The organism is Pseudomonas sp. R62, from assembly GCF_000257605.1.
Taxonomy (GTDB): Bacteria; Pseudomonadota; Gammaproteobacteria; order Pseudomonadales; family Pseudomonadaceae; genus Aquipseudomonas; species Aquipseudomonas atacamensis.
On sequence record NZ_JH635998.1, the window covers coordinates 3,147,500 to 3,172,898 of the forward strand.

Here is a 25,399-nt window from a genome sequence, read left to right on the forward strand (position 1 = left end):
AATCAGTCGCAGGACATCGGCAAGGTTCTGGACGTGATTCGCGCCATCGCCGAGCAGACCAATCTGCTGGCGCTCAACGCTGCCATCGAAGCAGCACGCGCCGGTGAAAGCGGTCGCGGCTTTGCGGTGGTGGCCGACGAAGTGCGCGCACTGGCTTATCGCACCCAGCAATCGACGCAGGAAATCGAGCAGATGGTGCAAGGCATGCGCAGCGGCTCGAGCCTTGCGCTGGAGTCAATGCAGGCCAGCGCTTCCCGTGCGGCGAGCACCTTGGTCCTGGCCGAGCGGGCAGGTGAGGCGCTGGTGACGATCACGGCGTCGGTGCACGAGATTCACGAGCGCAACCTGGTGATCGCCAGCGCTGCCGAGGAGCAGGCGCAAGTGGCGCGGGAAGTGGATCGCAATCTGGTGAACATTCGCGACCTGTCGGTGCGTTCGGCTGCGGGTGCTGACCAGACCAGCGCGTCGAGCCATGAGCTTTCGCAACTGGCCAATGCGCTGCAGGGCATGGTGCGGCGGTTCCAGCTCTGATGAGCAGCGATTCATTGCAGGCCTTCGCCTACTGATTTGAGAACAGCACGCAACAATGTGGGAGCGAGCCTGCTCGCGAAGGGGCCGGATCATTCAACAACAGTGTTGACAGACCCACCGCTTTCGCGAGCAGGCTCGCTCCCACAGGTTGGCGTTTTAGTGCAGTTTCAGACGCGGCTCGGTGCCACGACCAATCTTGCTGCCCAGCATCAGCATCGCCGTGCGGAACGGCCCGTACAGCGCCATCTGGTGCATACGGTACAGCGACACATAGAACATCCGCGCCAGCCAGCCTTCGAGCATGACGCTGCCGGTCAGGTTACCCATCAAGTTACCCACAGCAGAAAAACGCGACAGCGAGATCAGCGAGCCGTAGTCGGTGTATTTGTACTCCGGCAGGGTCTTGCCTTCGATGCGCAATTTCAGCGACTTGGCCAGCAGCGACGCCTGTTGATGCGCCGCTTGTGCCCGTGGCGGCACGTTGCGATCGGTACCCGGTTGCGGGCAGGCCGCGCAGTCACCGAAGGCAAAGATGTTTTCGTCGCGCGTGGTTTGCAGAGTCGGCAGCACTTGCAGCTGATTGATGCGGTTGGTTTCCAGACCGTCGATGTCCTTGAGGAAACCCGGTGCGCGAATGCCGGCAGCCCAGACTTTCAGGCTGGCCTTGATCTCGTTGCCATCGGCGGTGATCAGGCTGTCGGCAGTCACTTCGCTGACTGCTGCGTTGGTCATCACATTGACCCCGAGCTTTTCCAGGGTCTTGTGCACCGGCCCGCTGATGCGCTCCGGCAGGGCAGGCAGCACCCGTGGGCCGGCTTCGATCAGCGTGATGTGCATGTTTTCCGGTTTGATCCGGTCCAGACCATACGCGGCCAATTCATGGGCGGCGTTGTGCAGCTCTGCCGCCAGTTCGACGCCAGTGGCGCCAGCGCCGACGATGGCCACGCTGATTTGCTCGACCACATCGGTCTGCCCGGCGTGGGCGCGCAGATAGTGATTGAGCAATTGCTGGTGGAAGCGCTCAGCCTGTTTGCGCGTATCGAGGAACAGGCAATGCTGCGCCGCGCCCTGGGTGCCGAAATCGTTGGTGGTGCTGCCCACGCTGATCACCAGCGAGTCATAAGCCACTTCACGCGCCGGCACCAGCTCGACGCCGTTTTCGTCATAGGTCGCGGCCAACTGGATTTTCTTCTGCGCGCGATCGAGCCCGCTCATGCGCCCGAGCTGGAACTCGAAGTGGTTCCATTTCGCCTGGGCGACATAGTTGAGTTCGTCTTCGGAGGAGTTCAGGGAACCGGCGGCCACTTCGTGCAGCAGCGGCTTCCAGATGTGGGTCAGGTTCGCGTCGACCAGCATCACGCTGGCCGTGCCGCGCTTGCCCAGAGTCTTACCCAGGCGGGTAGCCAACTCCAGACCGCCGGCGCCGCCGCCGACAATGACAATACGATGGGACATAGGGATAACTCGCAAGGTTTTTAAAGGAAATCGGTGCGGTTACCCGAGGGAGCGCAAGGCAGCTCATAACGTCAGGTAACTGATAAATCGGCTCAACTGGCCCAGACCAATGGTCACTGCCAGCACCAGCACCAGGAGCATCCACGGCCGGAAAGGCCGGCGCTCGACACGGTGTTGGGACAGTTGCAGGTACTCTTCGACATGCTTTTGGTCTTCGGGGTTCAGGCGGCTGGTCATATTTGCCTCGTCAGGTAGACGTTACTGAATGAGCACAGGCTACAGCGGTTTTCAGCCCGGATTGAACGCAGCGTAGCCACTGTCCGGAACCGGTTCGACGCACACGCTATCGTCGAGACGAATGATGCCGCTTTGTAACACCCGGGCGGTGATCCCGCCATGCCCGCGCACGGCTTGAAAAGTGCCCGGGCCGAGGTTGTTCTGCAAGCGTGCGCAGGGCTGACACCAGCCAGTGGTTTCGAGTATCGCTTGCCCGATGCGAAAGCGCCGCCCCTTCAGGCTAAACAAATTGATTCCGCTTATAACGAGATTGCGCCGCAGATCTTCAGGCCGGACCGGCTGGTCAGCGGGACGGCCCATCAATGCATTGATCACCGCCAAGTGCTCCCACTGAATCAGCGTCACCTGTCGCGCATTGCGAACGCCCGGGCGGGCGTGGTCGCCGGTGAGCCCGGCCTCCAGCCGCGCCTCGACCGCGTCCAGCTCAAGCATCGGCCCACGGGATTCTGGACGCACACCGATCCAGCGCACGCGACCGGTTTGCGGAACCTCGGCGATCAACTGCTGCAGCGGCGTCACAGGCTTATGCCCACGTCGAACACAATGCTGCGGCCGAGGTTGCTGCGCAGAAAGTCTGGTGCGTCGGGGTGGGCGAACAACACGCGGGCGAATGTCGGGCCGACCAGCGACAGCGAGCGCCAGCCCTGACGCAGGTATTCGGTCGGTGGCGGGAAATGACTGTTGAGATCCAGCACTTCGCGTTTGAGGCTGGCGAAGGCGATGATGTCCAGCTCACCCAGATCCATGCCGCGTTCCTTGTAGTTGTGCGCCTTCTTGCGCAGGGTTGGCGCCAGACGCAGGAGAAATTCATTGGCCGGGATGCGCTTGGGTTTGGCTTCGCGGCGCACCAGTTGGCTCAGGGAAAACGCGCTGCGCCGACGCTGCAATTCGTCGCGCCACTCGTCATTCAGACGGCGGCCTTCATCGAGGACGAAAAAAACTTCGAAATTGGCATCGCGGAACAACACGTCCGGCGGCTCACCCGCCGGGGCGAACTCATCGGCGCGGTAGGGTATGTTCAGACCTTGCAGCAGGCGCTGGCAGACCCAACGCTCACGCTCCCATTTGCGGGCATTGGACAGGAACGCGTTGGCCTGCTCGGCCGCGATGGTCAGCAGGCGTAAATAATCTGAATCATCCATAAGCCCAAGCTTAGCGTCCAAATGCGACAAGCAGATAGCTTTGCATCGGCTGGTGCACATACATCAGCGGTGTAGACTGCGACAAAGCGGTAAGCCCATGGAGAAGGTGAGGGAATCATGATCGGTGCCGAACTGCTGTCCTCGGCAAGCCTGACGCTCGGCTGGCTGATTTATCTGCCGGTGCTGCTCTGGGCGATCATGCGTGCGCCATGGGTTGAGCTGTTCAGCGACAGTCGCCGGCAGCACTTGCTGTTCGGCACGGTGTTCGCGCTGTTTCTGCTGTGGCTGGTGCGCAGGGATTTCGACACTGGCGTGTCTTATCACTTCATCGGCATGACGGCCGTGACGCTGCTGCTCGATTGGCCGCTGGCGATCGTCGGCGGGCTGGTTGCGCAGATGGGGCTGGTGCTGCTGGGGCGTCAGGACCTGGCTGCGGTGGGCGTCAATGGCGCGTTGCTGATTCTGCTGCCAGTGCTGATCACCGAATGCGTGGCAATCCTCGTGGAGCGTGCGCAGCCACGCAATCCATTCGTTTACATCTTCTGTTCCGGTTTCTTCGCCGCTGCGTTGTCAGGCCTGTTGTGCCTGATTCTGAGCCTGACGTTGCTTTGGTACGACGGCCTCTTCGCCATGCCGGAATGGCTGGAAGATTTCGTCGGCTACCTGTGGTTGCTGCTGTTCCCCGAGGCCTTTATCAACGGCATGGTCGTCAGCGCGTTGGTGGTGTTCTGCCCGGAATGGCTGGAGACCTTCAACCGCACCCGTTACCTTTCAGCGCCGTGGAAGGACGACGATCCGAAGTCTTGATCCACATCAAACCGGCCATGCCGCAGAGATTTCATGCTCGCGCAAATTCCTTCAGGAGCAGTGGCATGGGCGTTTACGAATGGGCGCGGCAGGAAACCCGGCAGAGTCTGGAGCTGGCGCAGGAAGTGGGCTTTGACCCGGGCCTGAGTTTGCGCGCCCTGCTCAGCGCCGTGGTGCAGCAGAGCAAGGCCGTGCGCAATGCCGAAGACCTGGCCGACGAGTTGCGCTTTCTTGCGGAGAACCTCGACGACAGTCAGGACTACGGCTTTATGCGGCCCTGATCAGCGATCAGTGACGCGGATCGAAATCGCCGGAAAACAGCTCGTCTTCGGCATCCGGGGCGACCGGAATCTTGTGCTCTTCTGAGGCCCAGGCGCCGAGGTCGATCAGTTTGCAGCGGTCGGAGCAGAACGGACGGAATTTGTTCGCCGGGGTGAATTCGACGGGGGCGCCGCAGGTTGGGCATTCAACGGTTGGAATCTGGCTCATGCTTGGCCTCCGGATAAAGTCAGATAAAAGTGATGCAGACGCTCGACTTCGCTGTGCAGCCAAGAAAGGTCGCGGTCGTTGACGATCACGTCGTCGGCACGGCTCACGCGGTCTTCACGGCTCGATTGCGCCTTGAGGATCGCCTGCACCTGCGCTTCGCTGGTCTGGTCACGCTGCAAGGTGCGTTCGATCTGCAGTGGTTGCGGCGCATCGATGACCAGAATGCGCTGAGTCATCGCGTATTGCCCGGACTCGATCAGCAGCGGTGAAACCAGAATCGCGTAAGGCGATTTTGCCTGCGCCAGATGATGAGCGATTTCTTCGCCGATCAACGGATGCAGCAGCGCTTCGAGCCAACGCCGCTGTTCAGGGTCTTCAAAAATCAGTTTGCGCAGGGCGGCACGGTCCAGTGTGCCGTCGGCCTGCAACACGCCGGAACCGAAATGCTCGGCGATTTTCGCCAGCGCTGGACGCCCCGGCTCGACTACCCAGCGCGCCGCATGATCGGCATCCACCACATGCACGCCGAGGTCGATGAAGTGCTGCGCCGCCGCGCTTTTGCCGCTGCCGATGCCGCCGGTCAGGCCGAGGATCCAGGGTTTTTCCACAGGGGTATTCATTTCAAACCGACAGACTGCCAATAGAAGTCGGTTATTTGACCACCCCAGAGCAAGGCAATCCAGCCGGCAATTGCCAGAAAGGGCCCGAAGGGGATCGGCGTCGAGGTTTCCTGGGCGCGCAGGCGCAGCATGACGACGCCCAAAATCGCTCCCACCAAGGATGACAACAGAATCGTCAGCGGCAGAATCTGCCAGCCACCCCAAGCGCCAAGCAAGGCCAACAGCTTGAAATCGCCGTGACCGATGCCGTCCTTGCCGGTGAGCAGTTTGAACAGCCAGAACACCGACCACAGCGCCAGATAACCCGCGACTGCGCCCCACAATGCATCTGGCAACGCCACGAACACGCCGAAGCTGTTGACGATCAGCCCCAGCCACAGCAGCGGCAGCACCAGCACGTCGGGCAGCAGCTGATGTTCGCAGTCGATCAGACTCATCGCCAGCAAGCCCCACGTCAGCAAAATCAGCAAGCTCGCCGGCCAGCCGAAGCCCAGATGCCAGGCGATGAATGCCGAGAGCAGGCCGCAGGCCAGTTCGGTCAGCGGGTAACGTCTACTGATCGGCGCCGAACAGGCCGAGCAGCGCCCGCGCAGCAGCAGATAACTGAGCAGCGGAATGTTTTCCCACGGGCGGATCCGGTGTCCGCAATGCGGGCACGCGGAGTGCGGCAGCATCAGGTTGTAGGTCGGCACGGGCGTTTCGCTGGGCAGGCCGAGCACATCATGGGCTTGCTGGCGCCAGTCGCGCTCGAGCATTTTCGGCAAGCGCCAGACCACAACATTGAGGAAGCTGCCGACCACCAGCCCGAGCAGCAGCGCGCTGACCACAAAGGCCAGCGGATACACGGCAAACAGTTCATCGATAGGCATGTCAGATCGCTGAGCCGAGTTGGAAGATCGGCAGGTACATGGCCACCACCAGTCCACCGACGATGACCCCCAGCACCACCATGATGAACGGCTCCATCAGGCTGGTGAGGTTGTCGACCATGTTATCGACTTCCGCTTCATAAAAACCGGCGACCTTGTCGAGCATGTCATCCAGCGCGCCCGATTCCTCGCCGATGGCGGTCATCTGCACCGCCATATTGGGAAACACACCGGTGCTGCGCATGGAGAAGTTCAGCTGCATGCCGGTCGAGACGTCTTGCCTCACGCGCAGCACCGCGCGCTTGAACACCACATTGCCGGTGGCGCCCGCCACCGAATCCAGTGCTTCGACCAGCGGCACACCGGCGGCGAAAGTGGTCGACAGGGTGCGGGCAAAGCGGGCGACGGCGGACTTGTACATCAAAGTGCCTACCAGCGGCAGCTTCAGCAGCCAGGCATCGCGCCGGTCGCGCAGGGCCTGCGAGGTCTTCAGCGCGTGACGAGTGCCGAAAAACGCTGCCACCAGTGCAAACAGAATCGCCCACCACCACTGCTGCATGAATTCCGACAGGCTGATGATCATCAGGGTGAAGCCCGGCAGTTCTGCGCCGAACCCGGAGAATACCGACTGGAACTGCGGCACCACTTTGACCAGCAGAATGCCGGTCACCACCGCCGCCACCAGCACCACGGCGGTGGGGTAGGTCATGGCTTTCTTGATCTTGGCCTTGAGCGCTTCGCTTTTTTCCTTATAGGTCGCCACTCGTTCGAGCAACGTGTCGAGGGCACCGGACTGTTCGCCGGCGTCGACCAGGTTGCAGTACAACTCGTCGAAGTATTGCGGCTTCTTGCGCAGGGCCGTGGCGAAGCTGTTACCGGCGGCAACTTCCTGTTTGACCTCATCGACCAGCTTGCGCATGGCCGGGTTTTCGAAGCCTTCGCCGATGATGTCGAAGGACTGCAACAGCGGTACACCGGCCTTCATCATCGTTGCCATCTGCCGGGTGAACAGGGCGATGTCCTGCGGTTTGATGCGTTTGACCAAGGTCAGCAGGGAGGCCGACTTCTTGCGCACCTTGCCCGGGTTGATCCCCTGTTTGCGCAGCTGCGCCTTGATCAGTGCGGGGTTCTGTCCGCTTAGTTCGCCGCTGACTTTGCTGCCTTTGCGGTCGGTGCCTTCCCAGGCGTAAATGCTGACTTTTGCTGCCTTGACCGCCATGTTCAATCCTTGGTGACCCGGTTGATTTCCTCAAGGCTGGTGATGCCTTGCATCGCCTTGTGCAGCCCGGAAGTGCGCAGATCGGCGAAGCCGTCGCGGCGCATCTGGATGTCGATTTCCAGCGAATTGCCTTCGGCCATGATCAACCGTTGCAGGTCCGGTGTGTTCTTTACCACTTCATAAATCCCCACGCGTCCTTTGTAACCGCCGTTGCAGTGATCGCAACCGACCGGCTCGTAGATCGTGAAATGGCCGATGCGTTCCTCGGGGAAGCCTTCCTTGAGCAAGGTTTCGTGCGGGATATCCAGCGGTCGCTTGCAGTGCGCGCACAATTTGCGCGCCAGACGCTGGGCGATGATCAGGCTGACCGAGGTGGCGATGTTGAAACCGGGAATGCCCATGTTGTGCAGGCGCGTGAGGGTTTCCGCTGCGCTGTTGGTGTGCAGGGTCGACAGCACCAGGTGGCCGGTCTGCGCGGCCTTGATCGCGATCTCGGCGGTTTCCAGATCGCGGATCTCGCCGACCATGATCACGTCCGGGTCCTGACGCAGAAATGAGCGCAGCGCCTGGGCGAAGTCCAGCCCTTGGCGGGGATTGACGTTGACCTGATTGATGCCTTCCATATTGATTTCCACCGGGTCTTCGGCGGTGGAAATGTTGATGTCGACGGTGTTGAGGATATTCAGCCCGGTGTACAGCGACACGGTTTTACCGGAGCCGGTGGGGCCGGTGACCAGAATCATCCCTTGCGGCTGTTTCAGCGCGGCCAGGTACAAGGCTTTTTGTTCGGCCTCGTAGCCCAGCGCATCGATGCCCATTTGTGCACTGGACGGGTCGAGAATCCGGATCACCACTTTTTCGCCCCACAGGGTCGGCAGGGTGTTGACGCGAAAATCGATGGATTTGCTTTTCGACAGGCGCATCTTGATCCGCCCGTCCTGGGGTTTGCGTCGTTCGGAAATATCCAGACTGGCCATGACCTTCAAACGTGCGGCAATACGCCCGGCCAACTGGATCGGCGGCTTGGCGACCTCGCGCAGCATGCCGTCGGTGCGCATGCGCACCCGGTAGTTTTTTTCGTATGGCTCGAAATGCAGGTCGGAAGAGCCACTCTTGATCGCATCGAGCAGCATTTTGTGCACGAAACGTACGACCGGGGCATCGTCGGCATCGAGGCCGCCGATCACGTCCTGTTTGTTGTCATCAATCGACTCGACGTCGAGGCCGTCGAGATCGACATCGGCCATTTCTTCCAGACCCGAGGCGTGGCTGTCGAAGAACTTGTCGATGGCGTCGCTGAGTTTGTCGTCCTCGACCAGAATCGCTTCGGTGCTCAGGCCGGTGCTGAACTGGATGTCGCTGATCGCCTGCTGATTGCTCGGGTCGGAAAGGCCCACGAACAATTTGTTGCCGCGCCGCCACAAGGGCAGGGCGCAGTGCTGACGAACCAGTTTTTCACTGACCAGGCCCTTTGGCTGAGTCTCCTTGTCGAGGCAATGCAGATCGAGCAGGGCCATGCCGAAATGTTCGGAAGCGATCTCGGCGATCTGCCGGCTGTTGACCAGTTTGTTGTGCACCAGGTAATTGACCAGCGACACGCGATTGCGCTGGGCCTGCGCCCAGGATTGCCGGGCGCTTGTTTCCGTGAGCAGTTCGGCCTGGACCAATTGCTTGGCCAGACCGCTCAGAGCGATGTCATTCATGGGGATTCCGCACGCTTGCCGTTCATGACTTATAGCCTAGTCAAGTGACAGCGCCAAACACGGCCGGTGCAGGTGACAAAAAGTGTCAGATAGTGCGGTTGCGGGTTGTAGGAAACGGCGCAGGAAATTGCGCGCGCCCAGCAGGCGGGGCCTGAAAGGCGTTGGCATGGGCTGTGCTGAGCCATGTTCAGATCATGAGATTTCGACTCATGCATGGAGCGTGTCTATGAAAAAACAACAAGGTTTTACACTGATCGAGCTGCTGATCGTCGTGGCGATCATCGGCATTCTGGCGACTATCGCCCTGCCTCAGTATTCGAAGTATCAGGCGCGGTCGAAGGTGACGGCGGGGTTGGCGGAGATTACAGCGCTGAAAGTGCCATTTGAGGACATCATCAATCAGGGCACTGCGCCGGACAACACCAACGTGGCGGGCGGCGCTACGACCACATCCAACTGTACATTGGGCGTATCAGGCACGGCGGCGACAGGCGCGGGTTCTCTCACCTGCACATTGCTCAACGCCCCGGGTCCGGTGCTGGGCAAGACCATTACACTCACGCGCTCCGGAGCCTCTACAGGCAACACTTCCGGCCTCTGGACCTGCGGAACGACCGTCCACTCGGACTACGCGCCTCGTGGCTGCACGGCCAGCGGTACATAATTAGCTAGTCGCCTGAATGAGAAATGCCCCGCACTGCGGGGCATTTTCGTATCGCCACCTCTTCACAAAAGCTCCAATAATTTCAGCAGCTTATGAACTTTCCGAAAAACCGCAACTTGCATGCGAAATTGCGTTGAGTCATGCATTTTGCATGAAAACGAAAATAGCCTGTTTTCCTAACTCGTTGTTTTTAAACGAATTTGTATGCAAGAAAAAGTTGGCACAGCGTTCGCAATATCTCCGGTAACCCTGCTGACAAGCGTTACAGCAGACTTCCAGTAAAAACAGGAGTTACTCGTATGAAGAAGTTCGCTATCACTGCCGCTGCTACCGCTCTGACCCTGACCATGGCTGGTGGCGCTTTCGCCCAGTCCGCTCAGGCTACCCAAGCGCCAATGGTTCTGGCTGCCGGTGAAGTTACCGAAATGAAACAAGATACCAGCGACACCTGGATCACCACCAAGGTCAAAGCTGACCTGGTTACCGAAAAAGGCATTCCAGGCACCGACATCAAAGTCGAAACCAACAAGGGTGTAGTTTCCCTGTCGTCGACCACTGCGGTAACCGAGTCGCAGAAAGAAGTCGCCGTTGGCATTGCCAAGAAAATCAAAGGCGTTAAAGCGGTCTCCGCTGACGGCCTGAAAGCCGAGTAAGGCAAGACTTCTCGCCTGAACCGGGAGAAGACGCGACAGACGGGCCGAGCAATACGTCTGCCGCAACTTTAGAGTTCATGCGAACGGTCACACGGATGTGACCATTACAGGCCCCGGCACTTGTGTCGGGGCCTGTTCTATTTGGAGAATCAAAAGATCGCAGCCTTCGGCAGCTCCTACAGGGAAATGCATTCCAAATGTAGGAGCTGCCGAAGGCTGCGATCTTTTGCTCTTCTCAGTTACCGCGTTTGCTGTTGATCTGCCGCAGGCGATTGCCTTCGAAGCGCAGGTATTGATACATGCCGTTGTTCGGGCCGTAGGTCCACTCCTCGACCTGAAACTCTTCGCGGCGATTGGCACTGCGCTTGTAGCCGAGCACGTCGCGACTGACCGGCTCGCCACATTTTTGCAGCACTTCGTTGGCGCGGTCGCCGAGGCTGATCAACTGGCTGCCGCAGCGCAATGTATCCGATGCCGACGCGTGACCGGCAGCGCACGTCAAAGCGAGCACAGCCAGCCAGTTACGCACGGTCATTCGGCATCCAGGTGCATTTGCGTCACCACGCGGCCATCGCTTTCGGCCTCGCCGAGGTTGGCGTCGATGAAGTACACGCGGTCATCCTCGAGCTTGCCCTTGTCGACCAGATAATCCTTGATGGTGCTGGCGCGATCCTGGCCCAACTGCCGCAGCAGCACATCGCTGCCACTCCAGAACGCGATCACGCCCTGACGCATTTTCGCCGTGCGTTCTTCTTTGCCGAGATCTTTCCATTCAACCGGTGGCTGGGTTTTCAGGCGGGTGCGGTAGATGCCTTCGAGCAATGCGCCTTTCTCGCCTTCGGGCACTTGCAGCAGCGAGGCCTGGGCCGGGACTTTGTCGCCACGGCGCTGGAGCATCTTGTAATAGTTGTATTGGTATTCGCGTTCCAGGCGTTGCTCGGCCAGCAGTGGCCCATCGCTGCTCTTCGCGGCAGTGCCTTCGATCTCCAGGCGCAGCGCCGGACGTTCCTTGAGCGCCTGCGACAGTTTCACCAGCGCCGCTTCGGCGTCTTTGCTCAGATCGCTGGAGCCCGGCGCGAAGGACACCGTGCCGAGGTCTTCGGAGCCGCCACCGCTGACCAGCCCGCCGATCATCTTGAACGGTGCGGCGGCCGCTTTGACGATCAAATTGCGCAGGGTCTGCCAGACGATCGGCATCACGCTGAACTGTGGATTATTCAGGTCGCCGGTCACCGGCAATTCGATGGAGATCTTGCCGTCGACGTCCTTGAGGAGGGCGATCGCCAGTTTCAGTGGCAGACTCACTGCATCAGGGCTGTCGACCTTCTCGCCCAGTTGCAGCTGCTCGACGACGACTTTGTTCTCGGCTTTCAGTTGGCCCTTGGTGATCAGGTAGTGCAGATCGAGGTTGAGCCGGCCCTTGCGGATGCGGTAGCCGGCGAATTTGCCGGAGTAGGGCGTCAGGGTCGTCAGTTCGACGCGCTTGAAGCTGGTGGCGATGTCGAGGCTGGCCATCGGGTCGAACGGATTGACCGCCCCCTTGATGGTCACCGGCGCATAACGGTCGACCTTGCCTTTGATGTCGACGCTGGCCGGTTTTGCCTGGCGGCTGTCGATGGTGCCGATCTGACCGTTGAGCTGTTGCACGGCGGTGGCGAAATTCGGCGTCAGGCTGAAGTCGGCAAAGTTGGCCGAACCGTCGTTGATCGCAATCGCACCGATGTGAATGCCCAACGGTTTGTCCTTGCCGGCCGGTTTGGCTCCGGCAGGTTTGGCACCGCTGTCGGCCGGTTGCGGGATCAGCAGGTCGTCGACGTTGGTGGTGCGATCGTCGTTGATCATGAAGCGTACATACGGCTGCAACAGGTTGACCTTGTCGATCGACAGACTATCGCCGTGCTGATAGTTGATGCCGTCGACCACGACTTGCTGCCATTTGAGGAAGTCGCGGGTCTTCAGCGTATCGAGGGTGTGCAGTTGATCGATCTGCGCGCGGCCGGTGACGCTGAGGGCCAGCGGCTCGGTGCTCTTCAGGTTGACCTTGAGGTCACTGCCGAGCATGCCGCTGCGCAGTTCCAGGCGAATGAACGGGTTGATATAGGACTGCGCGACACGCAAGTCGACGTCCTCGGTTTTCACGTTGAGCTGTGCGTTGACGGGGGCCAGATTGACCGTGCCGTCTGCGCTGATCTTGCCTTGCTTGCCCAGGCCGCTGTCGAGCTTGAGCTTGAAAGGCGAGCCGTTGAGGCTGTCGAAATCCTGCAGGTCGACGTTCAACGGAGTGATGTCCAGCGCCACCGCCGGTTGCGCCGAGCGGTCGGCGAGATGGACCGTGTAGTTGCGCAGTTGCACATCCTTGACCAGCACCTGCCATGGCTTGCTCGGGGCGCTTGGCTCAGGTTTCGGCGAGTCGGCGGCGGCCGGTGTATCCGTAGGTTCGGCAGCGGCTTTGGCCGCCGGTTTCGACGGTTGGCTGGCGAACAGCTTCTGCCAATCCAACTGGCCGTCGGCTTCCAGCGCCGCCCAGGTTTCCAGTTTGTTGCTGCGGATCTTGCCGACCACCACTTGCTGCTTGGCCAGGTCGAGCGAGGTTTCGCTGACGTCGAGGCGTTCAAGCCTGGCCAGCGGACGTCCGTCCGGAGCCTTGATGGCGAATGGCGCAATGCTCACCGCGACGTTGTTCAGCAGCAGTTCGGTCTGTTTCGACAGGTTGAGCTTGTACTCGGTGCTGAGGCTGACCACGCCGTTTTCCAGCACCAGCGGCACGGCGTCGCGCACGTAGGGCCAGAAGGATTTCATCTGGCCATCGGTGACTTTCAGGGTGCCTTCGGAGGTGAACGGGATCAGGCTGAAATTGCCGGTCCAGTCGATCCGCCCGCCAGCGGGGCCGATGGCGACGAGGGTCATGTCGGCGCTGTCCTCGGGCAGGGTGCTGAGGTTTTTCAGCTCGAAACTGAGGTCGTCGTAAAGAAATTCGATCGGCTCGCTGGGCCGCATATCCTCGAAATGCACCACGCCGCCGGCCAGTTTGATGTTGTCGATACGCAGCGGAAATGGTTTGGCGTCGGGATCGGCGGGTGTCGGCTCGCTCGGCGGCAGGTTGAACAGGCCGAGCAGGTTGAGCTTGCCGTCCTTGGCGAAGAGGATTTCGCTTTTGGGTTTGTCCAGTTCGATGTCGGACAGATGCAGCGCTTTCGTCCACAGGCTGTCGATTTGCAGGTTGGCATAGAGGCGATCGAAGCCGACCTGCTCCTTGCCCGGTTCGCCGATGACTAGGCCCCACAGGGTGACCTCAAGGCTGAACGGGTTGAGTTCGATGCGCTGCAGATGCGCCGGCACCGTCGCGTAGTTCGCCAGTTGCTGGTTGGCCACGCGCAAGGCAATGCCCGGCAGGATCAGAAACCCCAGCAGGCTGTAGAGGGCCAGGGCTGTCAGCAGTGCGCCAATCGCGCGAATCAATCCTTTGGGCATGTGCGGCTTCATCTGTCTGAATCGGAGTGCCTTGGAGTATGGCACGCGATTCTGGTTCCGAAGTGCTTGATGTGGGACAGGATTGTTCAGAAATTTCTGTAGGAACAGATATCCCTTGTGGGAGCGAGCCTGCTCGCGAATGCGCTGGTTCAGTGAAAAACAAGTCGACTGACACTGCGCCTTCGCGAGCAGGCTCGCTCCCACAGGGAAATGAAATCGCTAATGCCGGAGGGATCACAGCTGCAAAATCAGCGTCTTCAACGGGGGCTGCTGGTCCCGCGAGGGGAAGTCGGCACCCGGGGTCATCACGCTCCATTCGCGCACCGGGCGGCCGGTTTTTTCAGCGCAGCGCAGCACTTGTTCGCGCCAGTCGTCCATGCTGACTTTCGCCAGGTTGTTGCAGCAGATCAGCACGCCGTTGTCAGCCGTGGTCAGCAGAGCCGGTTTGAGCAGGCTCTGATAATCGCGCAGCAAATCAACGGTGCCGAACGCACTTTTGGCCCACGCCGGCGGATCGAGCAGGACCAGATCGTATTGGCGCTGTTCGAGGCGCTGATAGCTCGGCAACTTCTGCCCGCGCCGCACGCTGATCGGCAGGCCAGCAAGCTGACGGATCGCCGGGAAGTAATCGGACTGAATGAATTGCATCTCCGGCAGTTGCGGGTTGAGCAAACCATTCTCGCGACCGACCGCCAGATTGCCCTCGGCAAAATCGAGGTTGCACACCTCGCGCGCACCGCCTGCCGCAGCACTGAGACCAACGCCACAGGTGTAGGCGAACAGGTTGAGCACGCTTTTGCCTTGCGCGTGATCCTTGACCCAGCCACGGGTGTTGCGCAGGTCGAGGAACAGCAGCGGATCCTGCCCGGCATGACGCCCGCGCACGCGGTAGTTCAGGCCCCATTCATGCCCGACCAGATCCGCCAGTGCGGCGTCATCGGCTTTATAGACGCTGTCCTCGCGATCGATCCGCGAGTTGCCACGGGAGCGGTCGTTGTAGACCAGCAGGCTGTCGAAGCCCAGGGTCTGGTTGACCATGGCGTGCAGTTGCAGCAGATCATCACGTTCGAGCGTCTGGTGAAAACTCTGCACCAGCAGTTGCGGGCCGTAGCGGTCGATGGTCAGGCCGCCGGCACCTTCCTGGCTGCCATGGAACAGCCGATAGCAATCGGTGCCCTGGCTGTCCAGCGCAGCGAGCAGGTCCTGGCGTTGATCGAGGGCGGCGCGCAGCGCCTGATTCAAGGAAGACATGCGGGCGCCTTGCTGAGGGGAATTGGGCGCGGGAGTTTAACAGTTTGCCGGGGGATCGCGTGATGGCCTTCGCGAGCAGGCTCGCTCCCACATGTGCAATGCGATCACCTGTGGCAGCGAGCCTGCTCTTGAAGCTATTGATTCAAACGTTTATCAACGAGGTCCTGCACCACACCTGGGTCAGCCAGCGTCGAAGTATCGCCGAGGCTGTCGAGCTCATTGCAGGCAATCTTGCGCAGAATCCGCCGCATGATCTTGCCCGAACGGGTCTTCGGCAATGCCGGCGCCCACTGGATCAGGTCCGGTTTGGCGAAGCTGCCGATCTCCTTGCTGACATGCGCCAGCAGGTCTTTCTTCAGCTCTTCGTTGGCCTCGGTGCCGTTCATTGGCGTCACGAATGCGTAGATGCCCTGGCCTTTGACGTCGTGGGGATAACCGACCACGGCGGCCTCGGCGATGCTGTCGTGCAGCACCAAGGCGCTCTCCACTTCGGCGGTGCCGATGCGGTGGCCGGAGACGTTGATCACGTCGTCGATGCGTCCGGTGATCCAGTAATCGCCGTCCTCGTCGCGGCGGGCGCCGTCGCCGGTGAAGTAATAGCCGGGGTAGGGTTTGAAGTAGGTGTCGATCATCCGCTGCGGATCGCCGTAGACGCTGCGAATCTGCGCCGGCCAGCTGGATTTGATCGCCAGCACGCCACTGCCGGCGCCTTTGATTTCCTTGCCGACTTCGTCAAGCAGCACCGGTTGCACGCCAAGCATCGGTTGCGTCGCGCAGCCCGGTTTGATCCGTTGCGCGCTGACCAGCGGGCTGAGCATGATGCCGCCGGTTTCGGTCTGCCACCAGGTGTCGACGATCGGGCAGCGCTGTTCACCGACAGCATTGAAATACCATTCCCACGCTTCCGGGTTGATCGGCTCACCGACGCTGCCGAGCAATCTGAGGCTGGCGCGCGACGTTTCCTTCAACGGTCCGGCGCCTTCGCGCATCAGCGCGCGCAGGGCGGTGGGTGCGGTGTAGAAAATGTTGACCTTGTGCTTGTCGATGACCTGCCAGAAGCGCGAACTGCTCGGGTAGCTCGGCACGCCTTCGAACATCAGTGTGGTCGCACCGTTGGCCAGCGGCCCGTAGACGATGTAACTGTGGCCGGTGACCCAGCCGACGTCGGCGGTGCACCAGAACACTTCGCCGTCGCGGTAATCCAGCACGTACTTGAAGGTCATTGCTGCTTGCAGCAGATAGCCGCCGGTGGTGTGCAGCACGCCTTTGGGTTTGCCGGTGCTGCCGGAGGTGTAGAGGATGAACAGCGGGTCTTCAGCGTCCATCGGTTCCGGCGGGCAGTCGTCGCTGACCTCGCGCACCGCGTGGTGATACCACAGGTCGCGGCCCTCGACCCAATCGACCTGGCCCTGAGTGCGCTCGACCACCACCACGGTGCTGACGTTCGGGCAACTTTGCAGGGCTTTGTCGACGTTGTTTTTCAGCGGCACGAAGCGGCCGCCGCGCACGCCTTCATCGGCGGTGATCACGGTACGGCAGTCGGCGTCGAGGATTCGATCACGCAAGGAATCCGGGGAAAATCCGCCGAATACCACCGAATGAATCGCGCCGATTCGCGCGCAGGCGAGCATGGCGTAGGCGGCTTCGGGGATCATCGGCATGTAGATGCACACCCGGTCGCCTTTCTTCACGCCACGGCTTTTCAGCAGGTTGGCCAGACGGCAGACGTGGTGATGGAGTTTGTTGTAAGTGATCTGCGCCGATTCGGCAGGATCATCGCCTTCCCAGAGCAGGGCGGTCTGCTCGCCACGGAGCTTGAGGTGACGGTCGATGCAGTTGTAACTGACGTTGAGCTTGCCGCCGGCAAACCAGGCCGCTTCACCGGTTTTCAGGTCATAGCGCTGCACGGTCTGCCACGGCGTGCTCCAATCGAGGAAGCGCGTGGCCTGCTCGGCCCAGAAGGCACTGGGGTGTTCAATCGATTCGCGGTACAGGCGCCGATACTCGTCCTGGCTCAACTGAGCGGCCTGGCGCACGGCATCGGCTTTGGGGAACGTGCTGATATCGAACATGACGGTTCCTTATTCTTGTGGTGCGACACGAATAAAGATGCGCCGAGCGCTGCACAGGTTCAAGTCATGCGCCAAAACAACTGTGGGAGCGAGCTTGCTCGCGAAGGCGGCGGATCAGTCAACACAGTGTTGAATGACGCACCGCTTTCGCGAGCAGGCTCGCTCCCACAGGGGAACAGCGTTGTGCCCGAAGGCTTTTATCAGCCGCGATGGCGCCCGCGGAAGTAGTTGATCAGGCCTTGAGTCGAGGCATCGTCAGCCACGGTCTCGTCGCTGCCGACCAGTCGGTTGTAGACGCCTTTGCCCAATTCCTTGCCCAGTTCCACACCCCACTGGTCGAAGGCGTTGATGCCCCAGACCACGCTTTGCACGAACACTTTGTGCTCATACATCGCAACCAGCGCGCCGAGGCGACGCGGGCTGATGCGTTCGACCACCAGGGTGTTGCTCGGACGATTGCCCGGGATCACCTTGTGCGGCGCAAGTTTGCGCACGTCGTCTTCGCCCATGCCTTTGTCGCGCAGTTCGGCTTCAGCTTCCGGCAGGGTCTTGCCGAGCATCAGCGCCTGGCTCTGCGACAGGCAGTTGGCGTACAGCCACTGGTGATGGTCGGAAACCGGGTTGAAGCTGACGATCGGCACGATGAAGTCGGCCGGGATCAGTTGGGTGCCCTGGTGCAGCAACTGGTGATAAGCGTGCTGACCGTTGCAGCCGACGCCTCCCCAGATCACCGGGCCGGTATCGGTCGACACCGAGGTGCCGTCCTGACGCACGCTCTTGCCGTTGGACTCCATGTCGAGCTGTTGCAAGTGCTTGGTGATGTTGCGCAGGTAGTGGTCGTACGGCAGGATCGCGTGGCTCTGCGCACCCCAGAAGTTGCCGTACCACACGCCGAGCAGGGCCAGCAGCACCGGCATGTTCTGTTCGAACGGCGCGGTCTGGAAATGCTGGTCCATGGTGTAGGCACCGGACAGCAGTTCCTTGAAGTTGGACATGCCGATGGCCAGCGCAATCGGCAAACCGATCGCCGACCACAGCGAGTAGCGCCCGCCGACCCAGTCCCACATCGGGAAGATGTTTTCTTCGCGAATCCCGAAAGCCACAGCGGCGGCGTTGTTGCTCGACACAGCGATGAAGTGGCGATACAGCTCGGCTTCCGAGCCGCCCTGCGCCAGGTACCAGGCGCGTGCGGCCTGCGCGTTTTTCAACGTTTCGAGAGTGTTGAACGACTTCGACGAAACGATGAACAGCGTGGTCTCGGCGCGCAGTTTCTGCGTCAGCTCGTGGAATTCGCTGCCGTCGATGTTCGCCAGATAGTGGCAACGCACGCCTTTCTGCGCGTAGGACAGCAGCGCTTCGGACACCAGCTCAGGGCCGAGGAACGAACCGCCGATGCCGATGTTGACCACGTCAGTGATCGGCTTCTCGGTGTAACCGCGCCACAAGCCATCGTGAATGCGACCGACGAGATCGGTGATCTGGTTCAGCACCTTGTGCACTTCCGGCATCACGTTGACGCCGTTGACCGACAATTTGTCGCCGACCGGGCGGCGCAGGGCGGTGTGCAGTGCCGGGCGGCCTTCGGAGGCGTTGACGATTTCGCCGTCGAACAGCGCTTTGATCGCGCCCTTCAGATCGACTTCATTGGCCAGGCCCACGAGCAGGTTGCGGGTCTCGGCGTTGATCAAATTCTTCGAATAATCGAGAAACAGACCGCAGCTGCTGAGGGTGAACTGATTGAAACGCTGCGGATCGGCGTTGAAGGCTTCGCGCATGCTGAAATCCTGCATGGCTTGGCGGTGATCTTTCAACGCTTGCCAGGCGGGCAGAGCGGTAACGTCGTGAGGAGTGCGGTAGTACGCCATCGCTGCGGTTTTCCTTTTTACTTGAACGGCCTTTTGAACACGGTACAGATCAACCACGGGTTTTTAGCGCATGGGATCAACTGCGTCGACACGAGATCTGGACACAGGGCGAATACAGTAAACCTCGCGCTGCGTTCTGTCTTGACTTTGTCTGACCAGATCCCTGTACTTTTTTAACATCCGTTGAAGAATCTGGCCGACAAACGGAGGTGCCCGGAACACTTTCGCCCAACCGGCATGCGCCGAAAAAACCTGTGGGAGCGAGCCTGCTCGCGAAGGCGTGGTGTCAGGCAACTTATAAGTCGCTGATACACCGCCTTGGCGAGCAGGCTCGCTCCCACAGGGAAAATTCGTTGCTGCTTAAATCGGGCTATCGAGATTCAGGTGCAGGTTGTCGATCAGCCGCGTAGTGCCGAGGAACGCCGCTGCCAGAATCACCAGATCGCGGTCTTCCGCCGTCGCCGGACGCAAGGTCAGGCCATGACGGATTTCCAGATAATCCGGACGCAGCCCCGCCGCTTCCAGCACCTGCAACTGCGCAGTGATCAGCGCCGGGTAATCGCGCTCACCTTGCTTGATCGCTTCGGCAATGCTGCTCAGGACGCGATACACCACCGGTGCCACGGCGCGCTGGTCTTCGTTGAGGAAGCCGTTGCGCGACGACAGCGCCAGACCGTCGGCAGCACGCACGGTCGGCTCGCCGATGATCTGGATCGGCATGTTCAGGTCGTGCACCAGCGCGCGAATCACCGCCAGTTGCTGGTAATCCTTCTGGCCGAAAATCGCCAGGTCCGGCTGGACCATGTTGAACAGCTTGCTGACTACGGTCGCCACACCTTCGAAGTGCCCCGGACGGCTGGCACCACACAGGCCTTCGGACAATTGCGGCACGCTGACCCGGGTTTGCCCGGCCATACCGTCCGGGTACATCTCTTCAACCGTTGGCGCGAACAGCAGGTCGCAACCGGCTTCGAGGAGCTTTTCCTGATCGGCGGCGAGGGTGCGCGGGTATTTGTCGAGGTCTTCACCGGCGCCGAATTGCAGCGGGTTGACGAAAATACTCGCGACGACGAAATCCACTCGCTGGGTAGCTTTGGTGATCAATGCGACGTGGCCGCTGTGCAGGTTGCCCATGGTCGGCACGAAGCCGATGCGCTTGCCTTCACTGCGCGCGCGGGCGACGGCGGCGCGCAGTTCGCGTACGGTTTTGACGGTGTTCATGCAGAGAATCCGTGTTCGATGCCGGGGAACGTGGTGGCTTTGACTTCGCTGACGTAAGCCTTCAGCGCGGACTGGATGCTGTCCTGACCTTGCATGAAGTTCTTGACGAATTTGGGTACGCGGCCGGTGATCGACAGGCCGAGCATGTCGTGCAATACCAGCACCTGGCCGTCGGTGGCGTTGCCGGCACCGATACCGATCACCGGAATGCCCACGGCCTGGCTGATTTCTGCCGCCAGTTCGCTCGGCACGCACTCGAGCAACAGCATGGCCGCACCGGCCTGCTCCAGCGCGATCGCATCGGCACGCATCTGCCGCGCCTGATTCTCGTTGCGGCCCTGCACTTTATAGCCACCGAGAATGTTCACTGCTTGCGGGGTCAGGCCCATGTGCGCACACACCGGCACACCGCGCTCGGCGAGCAGGCGGATCGACTCCGCCAGCCACAGCTGACCTTCGACCTTGACCATGTGCGCGCCGGCCTGCATCAGCATGGCGCTGTTGGTCATGGTCTGTTCGAGGGTGGCGTTGGCCATGAACGGCAGGTCGGCGAGGATCAGGGCATCGCCATTGCCACGCTTGACGCTGGCGACGTGATAGGCCATTTCCGCCGTGGTCACCGGCAGGGTGCTGTCATGACCCTGCAGAACCATGCCGAGGGAGTCGCCGACCAGCAGCACTTCGACACCGGCCTCGTTGCAGGCGTGGGCGAAGGTCGCGTCATAGCAGGTCAGCATGGTGATTTTTTCACCTTTCTGCTTGAGGCTCTGGAGCGTGGTCAGGGTGATGGCTGGCATGTAAAAAATCCTCGTTCAGGCGCTCTGGAAACTGCTGCGAGTCACGCGCGTGATTCTTCATCTACTCAGGCGCACGGTCTTGTGTCGTGCTTTGAAAGGCCTGGATTGCGCCCGTTCATACCGGGTTGGCGGCAGCGGGACGCCTATAGTCGTGATGAGCCAACAGGAAGTCAATTGCGTGTGTTACCGCATTGTTACGCGGGCGGTGTTACCGGCGTTACTGATGCGATTCAGCGGCGCGGCGGGCCTGATTCGGGGGATTTTTGTCTGACAAAAACTGGAGATTGGCAGGTGACCTGTGGCGAGGGGATTTATCCCCGTTGGACTGCGAAGCAGGCCCAAATCTGAACTATCTGTACACAACATGGGGCCGCTCCGCGACCCAACGGGGATAAATCCCCTCGCCACACAGCCACATTTCACAGAAGATTTTTGTCAGGGCTGGGAGAGGCGTTCAAGGCCGACGAACGGGCAGGCGGCCAGCAGGTCTGTCAGCGTGCGGCCATCGGCGAGACGCAGATCCTGCGGTGCCAGTTCAGCGAGGGGATAAAGAACGAACGCCCGCTCTTGGATCTGGTAATGCGGGACCTTCAGCCGTGGCTCATCGATCAGGCGATCGCCGAACAGCAGAATATCCAGATCCAGCGTGCGAGGCCCCCAGCGCTCAAGACGTTCGCGGCCCTGAGCGTTTTCGATCGCTTGCAAGGCGTCGAGCAGCTCGATCGGTGCGAGCGAGCTGTCGAGGGCGGCGACGGCGTTGGTGTAACGCGGCTGGCCCGGCAGCAGCGAATCGCTTTGATAAAAGGCTGACACGCCGGCAAGACGTGTCTGCGGCAATTGGCCCAGCGCCGCGATGGCGCTGCGCAACTGGTCGGCCGGGTCAGCGAGGTTGCTGCCCAGGCCGATGTAGATGCGTTCCATGCTTACTCGCCCGTCGCGCTCGAAGCACCGGCGCGCTTGCGCTTGGAACCGCCGCTGCGGCGACGTTTGCGCGGTGCGCCGCTGGCATCGTCACCCTTGCCGCTGAGGTCGCGGATCATGTCGCGACGCTCGCTGTCATTGGCGTCCTGATAATCGGTCCACCATTCGCCGAGGCCATCGGTCTCCTCACCGGCGCTTTCACGCAGCAGGAGGAAATCGTAACCGGCACGGAAGCGCGGGTTGTCCAGCAACAGATCGGCGCGTTTGCCACTGCGCCGTGGCAGGCGTTCCTGCATGTCCCAGATTTCGCGGATCGGCATGGTGAAGCGCTTCGGAATCGCGATGCGCTGGCACTGCTCGGCAATCAGTTCGTGAGCGGCTTCCTGCATCGCCGGAATCGGCGGCATGCCACGTTCCTGCAGACGCAACACTCGCGCCGGCAGCGCCGGCCAGAGCAGGGCGGCAAAGAGGAACGCCGGGGTCACCGGTTTATTCTGCTTGATGCGCAGGTCGGTGTTGGTCAGTGCTTCGCTGATCAGCGTATGGGTGTATTCCGGGTTGTATTCCAGCGCCTCGGCACTGGCCGGGAACAGCGGGGCGAACAGTTGCAGATCAACCAGCATTTCAAAGGTGATCGCGCCGTGCCCGGAGAGGAACAGCTTGAGCACTTCTTCGAACAGCCGCGCCGACGGAATCTCGCGCAGCATCGGCGCCAGCTCACGGATCGGCTGCACGGTGTGCTTCTCGATGCCGAAGTTGAGCTTGGCGGCGAAACGCACGGCCCGCAGCATGCGCACCGGGTCTTCCTGGTAACGCTGCTTCGGGTCGCCGATCAGGCGGATCAGGTGATTGCGGATGTCGTGCACGCCGTTGGCGTAATCGAGAATGCGCTCGCTGACCGGGTCGTAATACAGGGCGTTGATGGTGAAGTCGCGACGTTGCGCGTCTTCTTCCAGGGTGCCGTAGACGTTGTCGCGCAGAATGCGCCCGCTCTCGTTGCGCGAAGACTGGTTGCTGTCTTCGTCGTCTTCGTTGACCGGGTGATTGGCGCGGAAGGTCGCGACTTCAATGATTTCGCGACCGAAATGGATGTGCACCAGCTTGAACCGGCGGCCGATGATCCGCGCATTGCGGAATTCGGCACGCACCTGCTCGGGGGTGGCACTGGTGGCGACGTCGAAGTCCTTGGGCGTGATGCCCAGCAGCATGTCACGCACGCAACCACCGACCAGATAAGCCTGGTAACCGGCACCTTGCAGGCGTTCGACGATATTCACCGCATAGCGGCTGAACTGCGTTTTCTGCAGCGAATGTTGGCCGCTGTTGAGCACTTCAGGGGTGCTGCGGATGTGTTGCGTACGACGCACGGGAGTTCGGAATGACTGGAACAGCTTCTTCAGCATGGGATGCACTGTTTGAAGGAATGTTCGGCCATACCAAAAGAATGACCGCATGATGGGCGCAGATTCTAGCATTTAGTCGGGGGATGGTGTAGGACGCGGCAGATATGAGCTGCAAGCCCCAAGCTACAAGGGTCGAGCGAGGAAAACGGGGGGATTTCACGGAAGGGAGAAACTACAAGGGGAGCCGAAGCTCCCCAAGAAGTAGTTGCGTGCTCTTTTTATTATTGATTCGGGCTTCTTGTTTTTGTTGAGTGCCCTCGCCACGAAGTGTTTCCTTCGTGACCCTCCCAATCGGGAGCCAAGAGCAAACGGATTGCTTTGGTCGCTGAATTGCAGTGATCTCTCGATCCAACCAGTACAGGCTCTGTCTTAGGACAGTTTTTGTTGTTCTCGGCCTGGTCGTGGGGCAAGCCCCAAATACAACGCCTCTCCAAAAGAATCAGTTAGCTGCGCCTCTCGCCGTCTTGTTTTTATTGTGCGTGAGTCGATTCGTCTTATTTTTATTGTCTTGTGCATTGCTTGTTATTGTTCTTGTACCAAACATATAGCAGGGTGCGTGCCAACTTTTGCCAAGCCCAGTAAAACAAGGGGTTAGGTCGATATAACCGTTTTGCAGGGGCGAAAAAAAGCCGGGGTTTCGTTACCGATAACCCCGGCTTCTGTTACGTGAATCGACTGCGGTAACAGTTTTTTCACATTGTCATGCGTTACCCGCGCACGCGGTGGGTAACGCTCAGCTTTCGCTGGCGACCCCGGTCTTGCGCCGTGGAATGCCCAGACGCTGGCGGCGTTCCCACAGGCATTTGCGGCTGACGCCGAGTTTGCGTGCCAGTTCGGTCTCGGTCATGTGGTCCTGATGCTCGAGGACGAAGTGCTGGAAGTAATCCTCCAGCGACAGATCCTCGGTCGGCTCATGGCTGCTGTTGCTGGCGTTACCGCCGGTTTGCGGCGGCAGACCGATGAACTCGTCGTCTTCCAGATCGCTCAGCTCGATGTCGATGCCCAGCAGGTCGGCCGAGATCTCCGGGCTTTCGCTGAGAATCACCGCGCGCTCGACAGCGTTTTCCAGCTCACGCACGTTACCCGGCCAGGAATAGTGCCGGATCGCCTGTTCGGCATCGGCAGCGAACTTCAGGTCGGTGCGGTTGATCCGCGCGCTCTGGCGAGCGAGGAAGGCATTGGCGATTTCGTTGACGTCGGCGCCACGCTCGCGCAGCGGCGGCAGCTTCAGGGCAATCACGTGCAGACGGTAATAAAGGTCTTCACGGAACTGGCCGATTTTCGCCAGGCTCTTCAGATCGCGGTGAGTTGCAGCGATCAGGCGCACATCGACTTTCTGCGACTGCACCGAACCCACGCGGCGAATTTCGCCCTCCTGCAGAACCCGCAGCAAGCGAGCCTGGGCTTCGAGGGGCAGTTCGCCGATCTCATCGAGAAACAAGGTGCCGCCGTCCGCCGCTTCGACCAGACCGGCGCGACCGGCACTGGCCCCGGTGAACGCGCCTTTCTCGTGGCCGAACAGTTCTGATTCGATCAGGCTTTCCGGAATCGCCGCGCAGTTCACCGAAATCATCGGCGCTTTGGCGCGTTTCGACAGATTGTGCAGGGCGCGGGCCACCAGTTCTTTACCGGTACCGGACTCACCCTGAATCAACACGTTGGAATCGGTTGGCGCGACTTTGCGGATCTTGCTGTACAGGTCCTGCATCGGTGGGCAGGAGCCGATGATGCCAATTTCACCATTGCTGTTATCCACAGCAGCTTTGCCATTGCCATTGCCAGCGGCAGGCTTGCTCGCCGTAGCTTCGCCGGCAGCCGGCGCCGACTGGCGATCGCGCAGGATCCGCGCAACCGCCTGGAGCATTTCATCGTGGTCGAACGGCTTGGCGATGTAATCGACCGCGCCCATTTTCATCGAGTCGACCGCCGAGCGCAGGCTGGCGTAACTG

The 25,399-nt window shown here is 60.5% G+C and carries 24 protein-coding genes; 5 read left to right on the forward strand and 19 right to left on the reverse strand.

The features are described from left to right. A partial coding sequence (locus OQK_RS15240; RefSeq protein ID WP_038860980.1) for a methyl-accepting chemotaxis protein occupies positions 1–531 on the forward strand: 531 nt, incomplete at its 5' end. A 156-nt stretch (positions 532–687) separates the two neighbouring features. Here the strand turns inward: OQK_RS15240 and OQK_RS15245 are convergent. The 4 genes from OQK_RS15245 to OQK_RS15260 all read right to left on the reverse strand — a co-directional run bounded on the left by OQK_RS15245 (position 688) and on the right by OQK_RS15260 (position 3,425). Next, a complete protein-coding gene (locus tag OQK_RS15245) occupies positions 688–1,986 on the reverse strand; it encodes an NAD(P)/FAD-dependent oxidoreductase (protein WP_016773144.1) in 1,299 nt (432 codons plus the stop codon). 63 nt (positions 1,987–2,049) lie between these two features. Beyond that, a complete protein-coding gene (locus OQK_RS15250) occupies positions 2,050–2,223 on the reverse strand; it encodes a DUF3094 family protein (protein WP_016773145.1) in 174 nt (57 codons plus the stop codon). Between the two features lie 51 nt (positions 2,224–2,274). Then, the gene (locus OQK_RS15255) at positions 2,275–2,802 is read right to left on the reverse strand and encodes an MOSC domain-containing protein (protein ID WP_016773146.1); all 528 of its coding nucleotides are present in this window, start codon (positions 2,800–2,802) and stop codon (positions 2,275–2,277) included. Next, positions 2,799–3,425, reverse strand: coding sequence for a DUF1780 domain-containing protein (locus OQK_RS15260; protein WP_007909887.1), 627 nt, complete (start codon positions 3,423–3,425; stop codon positions 2,799–2,801). The genes OQK_RS15255 and OQK_RS15260 overlap by 4 nt, the downstream gene beginning before the upstream one ends. A 117-nt stretch (positions 3,426–3,542) precedes the next feature. On the opposite strand from OQK_RS15260, the gene OQK_RS15265 reads away from it, so the two are divergent. Beyond that, on the forward strand, positions 3,543–4,232 hold the full coding sequence (locus OQK_RS15265) for an energy-coupling factor ABC transporter permease (RefSeq protein ID WP_016773147.1): 690 nt from the start codon (positions 3,543–3,545) through the stop codon (positions 4,230–4,232). A 65-nt stretch (positions 4,233–4,297) separates the two neighbouring features. Beyond that, entirely contained in the window at positions 4,298–4,513 is a 216-nt protein-coding gene (locus OQK_RS15270) for a hypothetical protein (RefSeq protein WP_016773148.1), read from the forward strand. A gap of 7 nt (positions 4,514–4,520) precedes the next feature. Here the strand turns inward: OQK_RS15270 and yacG are convergent, their stop codons facing one another. From yacG to pilB, 5 genes are read right to left on the reverse strand one after another with little or no spacing between them, the layout of a single operon-like run. Then, complete coding sequence (yacG, locus tag OQK_RS15275; RefSeq protein ID WP_016773149.1) at positions 4,521–4,721, reverse strand: DNA gyrase inhibitor YacG; 201 nt, start codon at positions 4,719–4,721, stop codon at positions 4,521–4,523. Continuing rightward, the gene (coaE, locus tag OQK_RS15280) at positions 4,718–5,341 is read right to left on the reverse strand and encodes a dephospho-CoA kinase (RefSeq protein WP_016773150.1); all 624 of its coding nucleotides are present in this window, start codon (positions 5,339–5,341) and stop codon (positions 4,718–4,720) included. The genes yacG and coaE overlap by 4 nt, the downstream gene beginning before the upstream one ends. Beyond that, positions 5,338–6,210, reverse strand: coding sequence for a prepilin peptidase (locus tag OQK_RS15285; RefSeq protein WP_016773151.1), 873 nt, complete (start codon positions 6,208–6,210; stop codon positions 5,338–5,340). Before OQK_RS15285 ends, coaE begins: the two co-directional genes overlap by 4 nt. A 1-nt stretch (position 6,211) precedes the next feature. Next, positions 6,212–7,429, reverse strand: a complete 1,218-nt coding sequence (locus tag OQK_RS15290) for a type II secretion system F family protein (RefSeq protein ID WP_016773152.1) — start codon at positions 7,427–7,429, stop codon at positions 6,212–6,214. Positions 7,430–7,431: 2 nt separating this feature from the next. After that, complete coding sequence (gene pilB / locus OQK_RS15295) at positions 7,432–9,132, reverse strand: type IV-A pilus assembly ATPase PilB (protein ID WP_016773153.1); 1,701 nt, start codon at positions 9,130–9,132, stop codon at positions 7,432–7,434. A 226-nt stretch (positions 9,133–9,358) separates the two neighbouring features. Here pilB and OQK_RS15300 point away from each other — a divergent pair, with 226 nt between their 5' ends. Together OQK_RS15300 and OQK_RS15305 are read left to right on the forward strand one after the other, a co-directional pair. Then, positions 9,359–9,796, forward strand: a complete 438-nt coding sequence (locus OQK_RS15300) for a pilin (protein ID WP_016773154.1) — start codon at positions 9,359–9,361, stop codon at positions 9,794–9,796. A 299-nt stretch (positions 9,797–10,095) separates the two neighbouring features. Beyond that, positions 10,096–10,449 carry a BON domain-containing protein gene (locus OQK_RS15305; RefSeq protein ID WP_016773155.1) on the forward strand — a complete coding sequence of 118 codons (354 nt, stop codon included), beginning with the start codon at positions 10,096–10,098 and terminating at the stop codon, positions 10,447–10,449. Between the two features lie 235 nt (positions 10,450–10,684). On the opposite strand, the gene OQK_RS15310 is transcribed toward OQK_RS15305, so the two are convergent. The 10 genes from OQK_RS15310 to OQK_RS15355 form a co-directional block, all read right to left on the reverse strand. Next, positions 10,685–10,984 carry a DUF2845 domain-containing protein gene (locus OQK_RS15310; RefSeq protein ID WP_016773156.1) on the reverse strand — a complete coding sequence of 100 codons (300 nt, stop codon included), beginning with the start codon at positions 10,982–10,984 and terminating at the stop codon, positions 10,685–10,687. Continuing rightward, positions 10,981–13,932, reverse strand: coding sequence for a DUF748 domain-containing protein (locus OQK_RS15315; RefSeq protein WP_016773157.1), 2,952 nt, complete (start codon positions 13,930–13,932; stop codon positions 10,981–10,983). Before OQK_RS15315 ends, OQK_RS15310 begins: the two co-directional genes overlap by 4 nt. A 222-nt stretch (positions 13,933–14,154) precedes the next feature. Next, positions 14,155–15,171, reverse strand: a complete 1,017-nt coding sequence (locus OQK_RS15320; protein ID WP_016773158.1) for a class I SAM-dependent rRNA methyltransferase — start codon at positions 15,169–15,171, stop codon at positions 14,155–14,157. A gap of 134 nt (positions 15,172–15,305) precedes the next feature. Further along, positions 15,306–17,243: an acetate--CoA ligase gene (gene acs / locus OQK_RS15325; protein WP_016773159.1), complete on the reverse strand. Its 1,938-nt coding sequence runs from the start codon at positions 17,241–17,243 to the stop codon at positions 15,306–15,308. 200 nt (positions 17,244–17,443) lie between these two features. Then, positions 17,444–19,108: a glucose-6-phosphate isomerase gene (gene pgi / locus OQK_RS15330; RefSeq protein ID WP_016773160.1), complete on the reverse strand. Its 1,665-nt coding sequence runs from the start codon at positions 19,106–19,108 to the stop codon at positions 17,444–17,446. A 360-nt stretch (positions 19,109–19,468) separates the two neighbouring features. Then, complete coding sequence (gene panC, locus OQK_RS15335; RefSeq protein WP_016773161.1) at positions 19,469–20,329, reverse strand: pantoate--beta-alanine ligase; 861 nt, start codon at positions 20,327–20,329, stop codon at positions 19,469–19,471. Continuing rightward, positions 20,326–21,126: a 3-methyl-2-oxobutanoate hydroxymethyltransferase gene (gene panB, locus OQK_RS15340; protein ID WP_016773162.1), complete on the reverse strand. Its 801-nt coding sequence runs from the start codon at positions 21,124–21,126 to the stop codon at positions 20,326–20,328. The genes panC and panB overlap by 4 nt, the downstream gene beginning before the upstream one ends. Before the next feature lie 435 nt (positions 21,127–21,561). Further along, on the reverse strand, positions 21,562–22,047 hold the full coding sequence (gene folK / locus OQK_RS15345) for a 2-amino-4-hydroxy-6-hydroxymethyldihydropteridine diphosphokinase (protein ID WP_016773163.1): 486 nt from the start codon (positions 22,045–22,047) through the stop codon (positions 21,562–21,564). A gap of 2 nt (positions 22,048–22,049) precedes the next feature. Further along, positions 22,050–23,450: a polynucleotide adenylyltransferase PcnB gene (locus tag OQK_RS15350; protein WP_016773164.1), complete on the reverse strand. Its 1,401-nt coding sequence runs from the start codon at positions 23,448–23,450 to the stop codon at positions 22,050–22,052. A gap of 733 nt (positions 23,451–24,183) precedes the next feature. Then, a partial coding sequence (locus OQK_RS15355; RefSeq protein ID WP_038860981.1) for a sigma-54 dependent transcriptional regulator occupies positions 24,184–25,399 on the reverse strand: 1,216 nt, incomplete at its 5' end.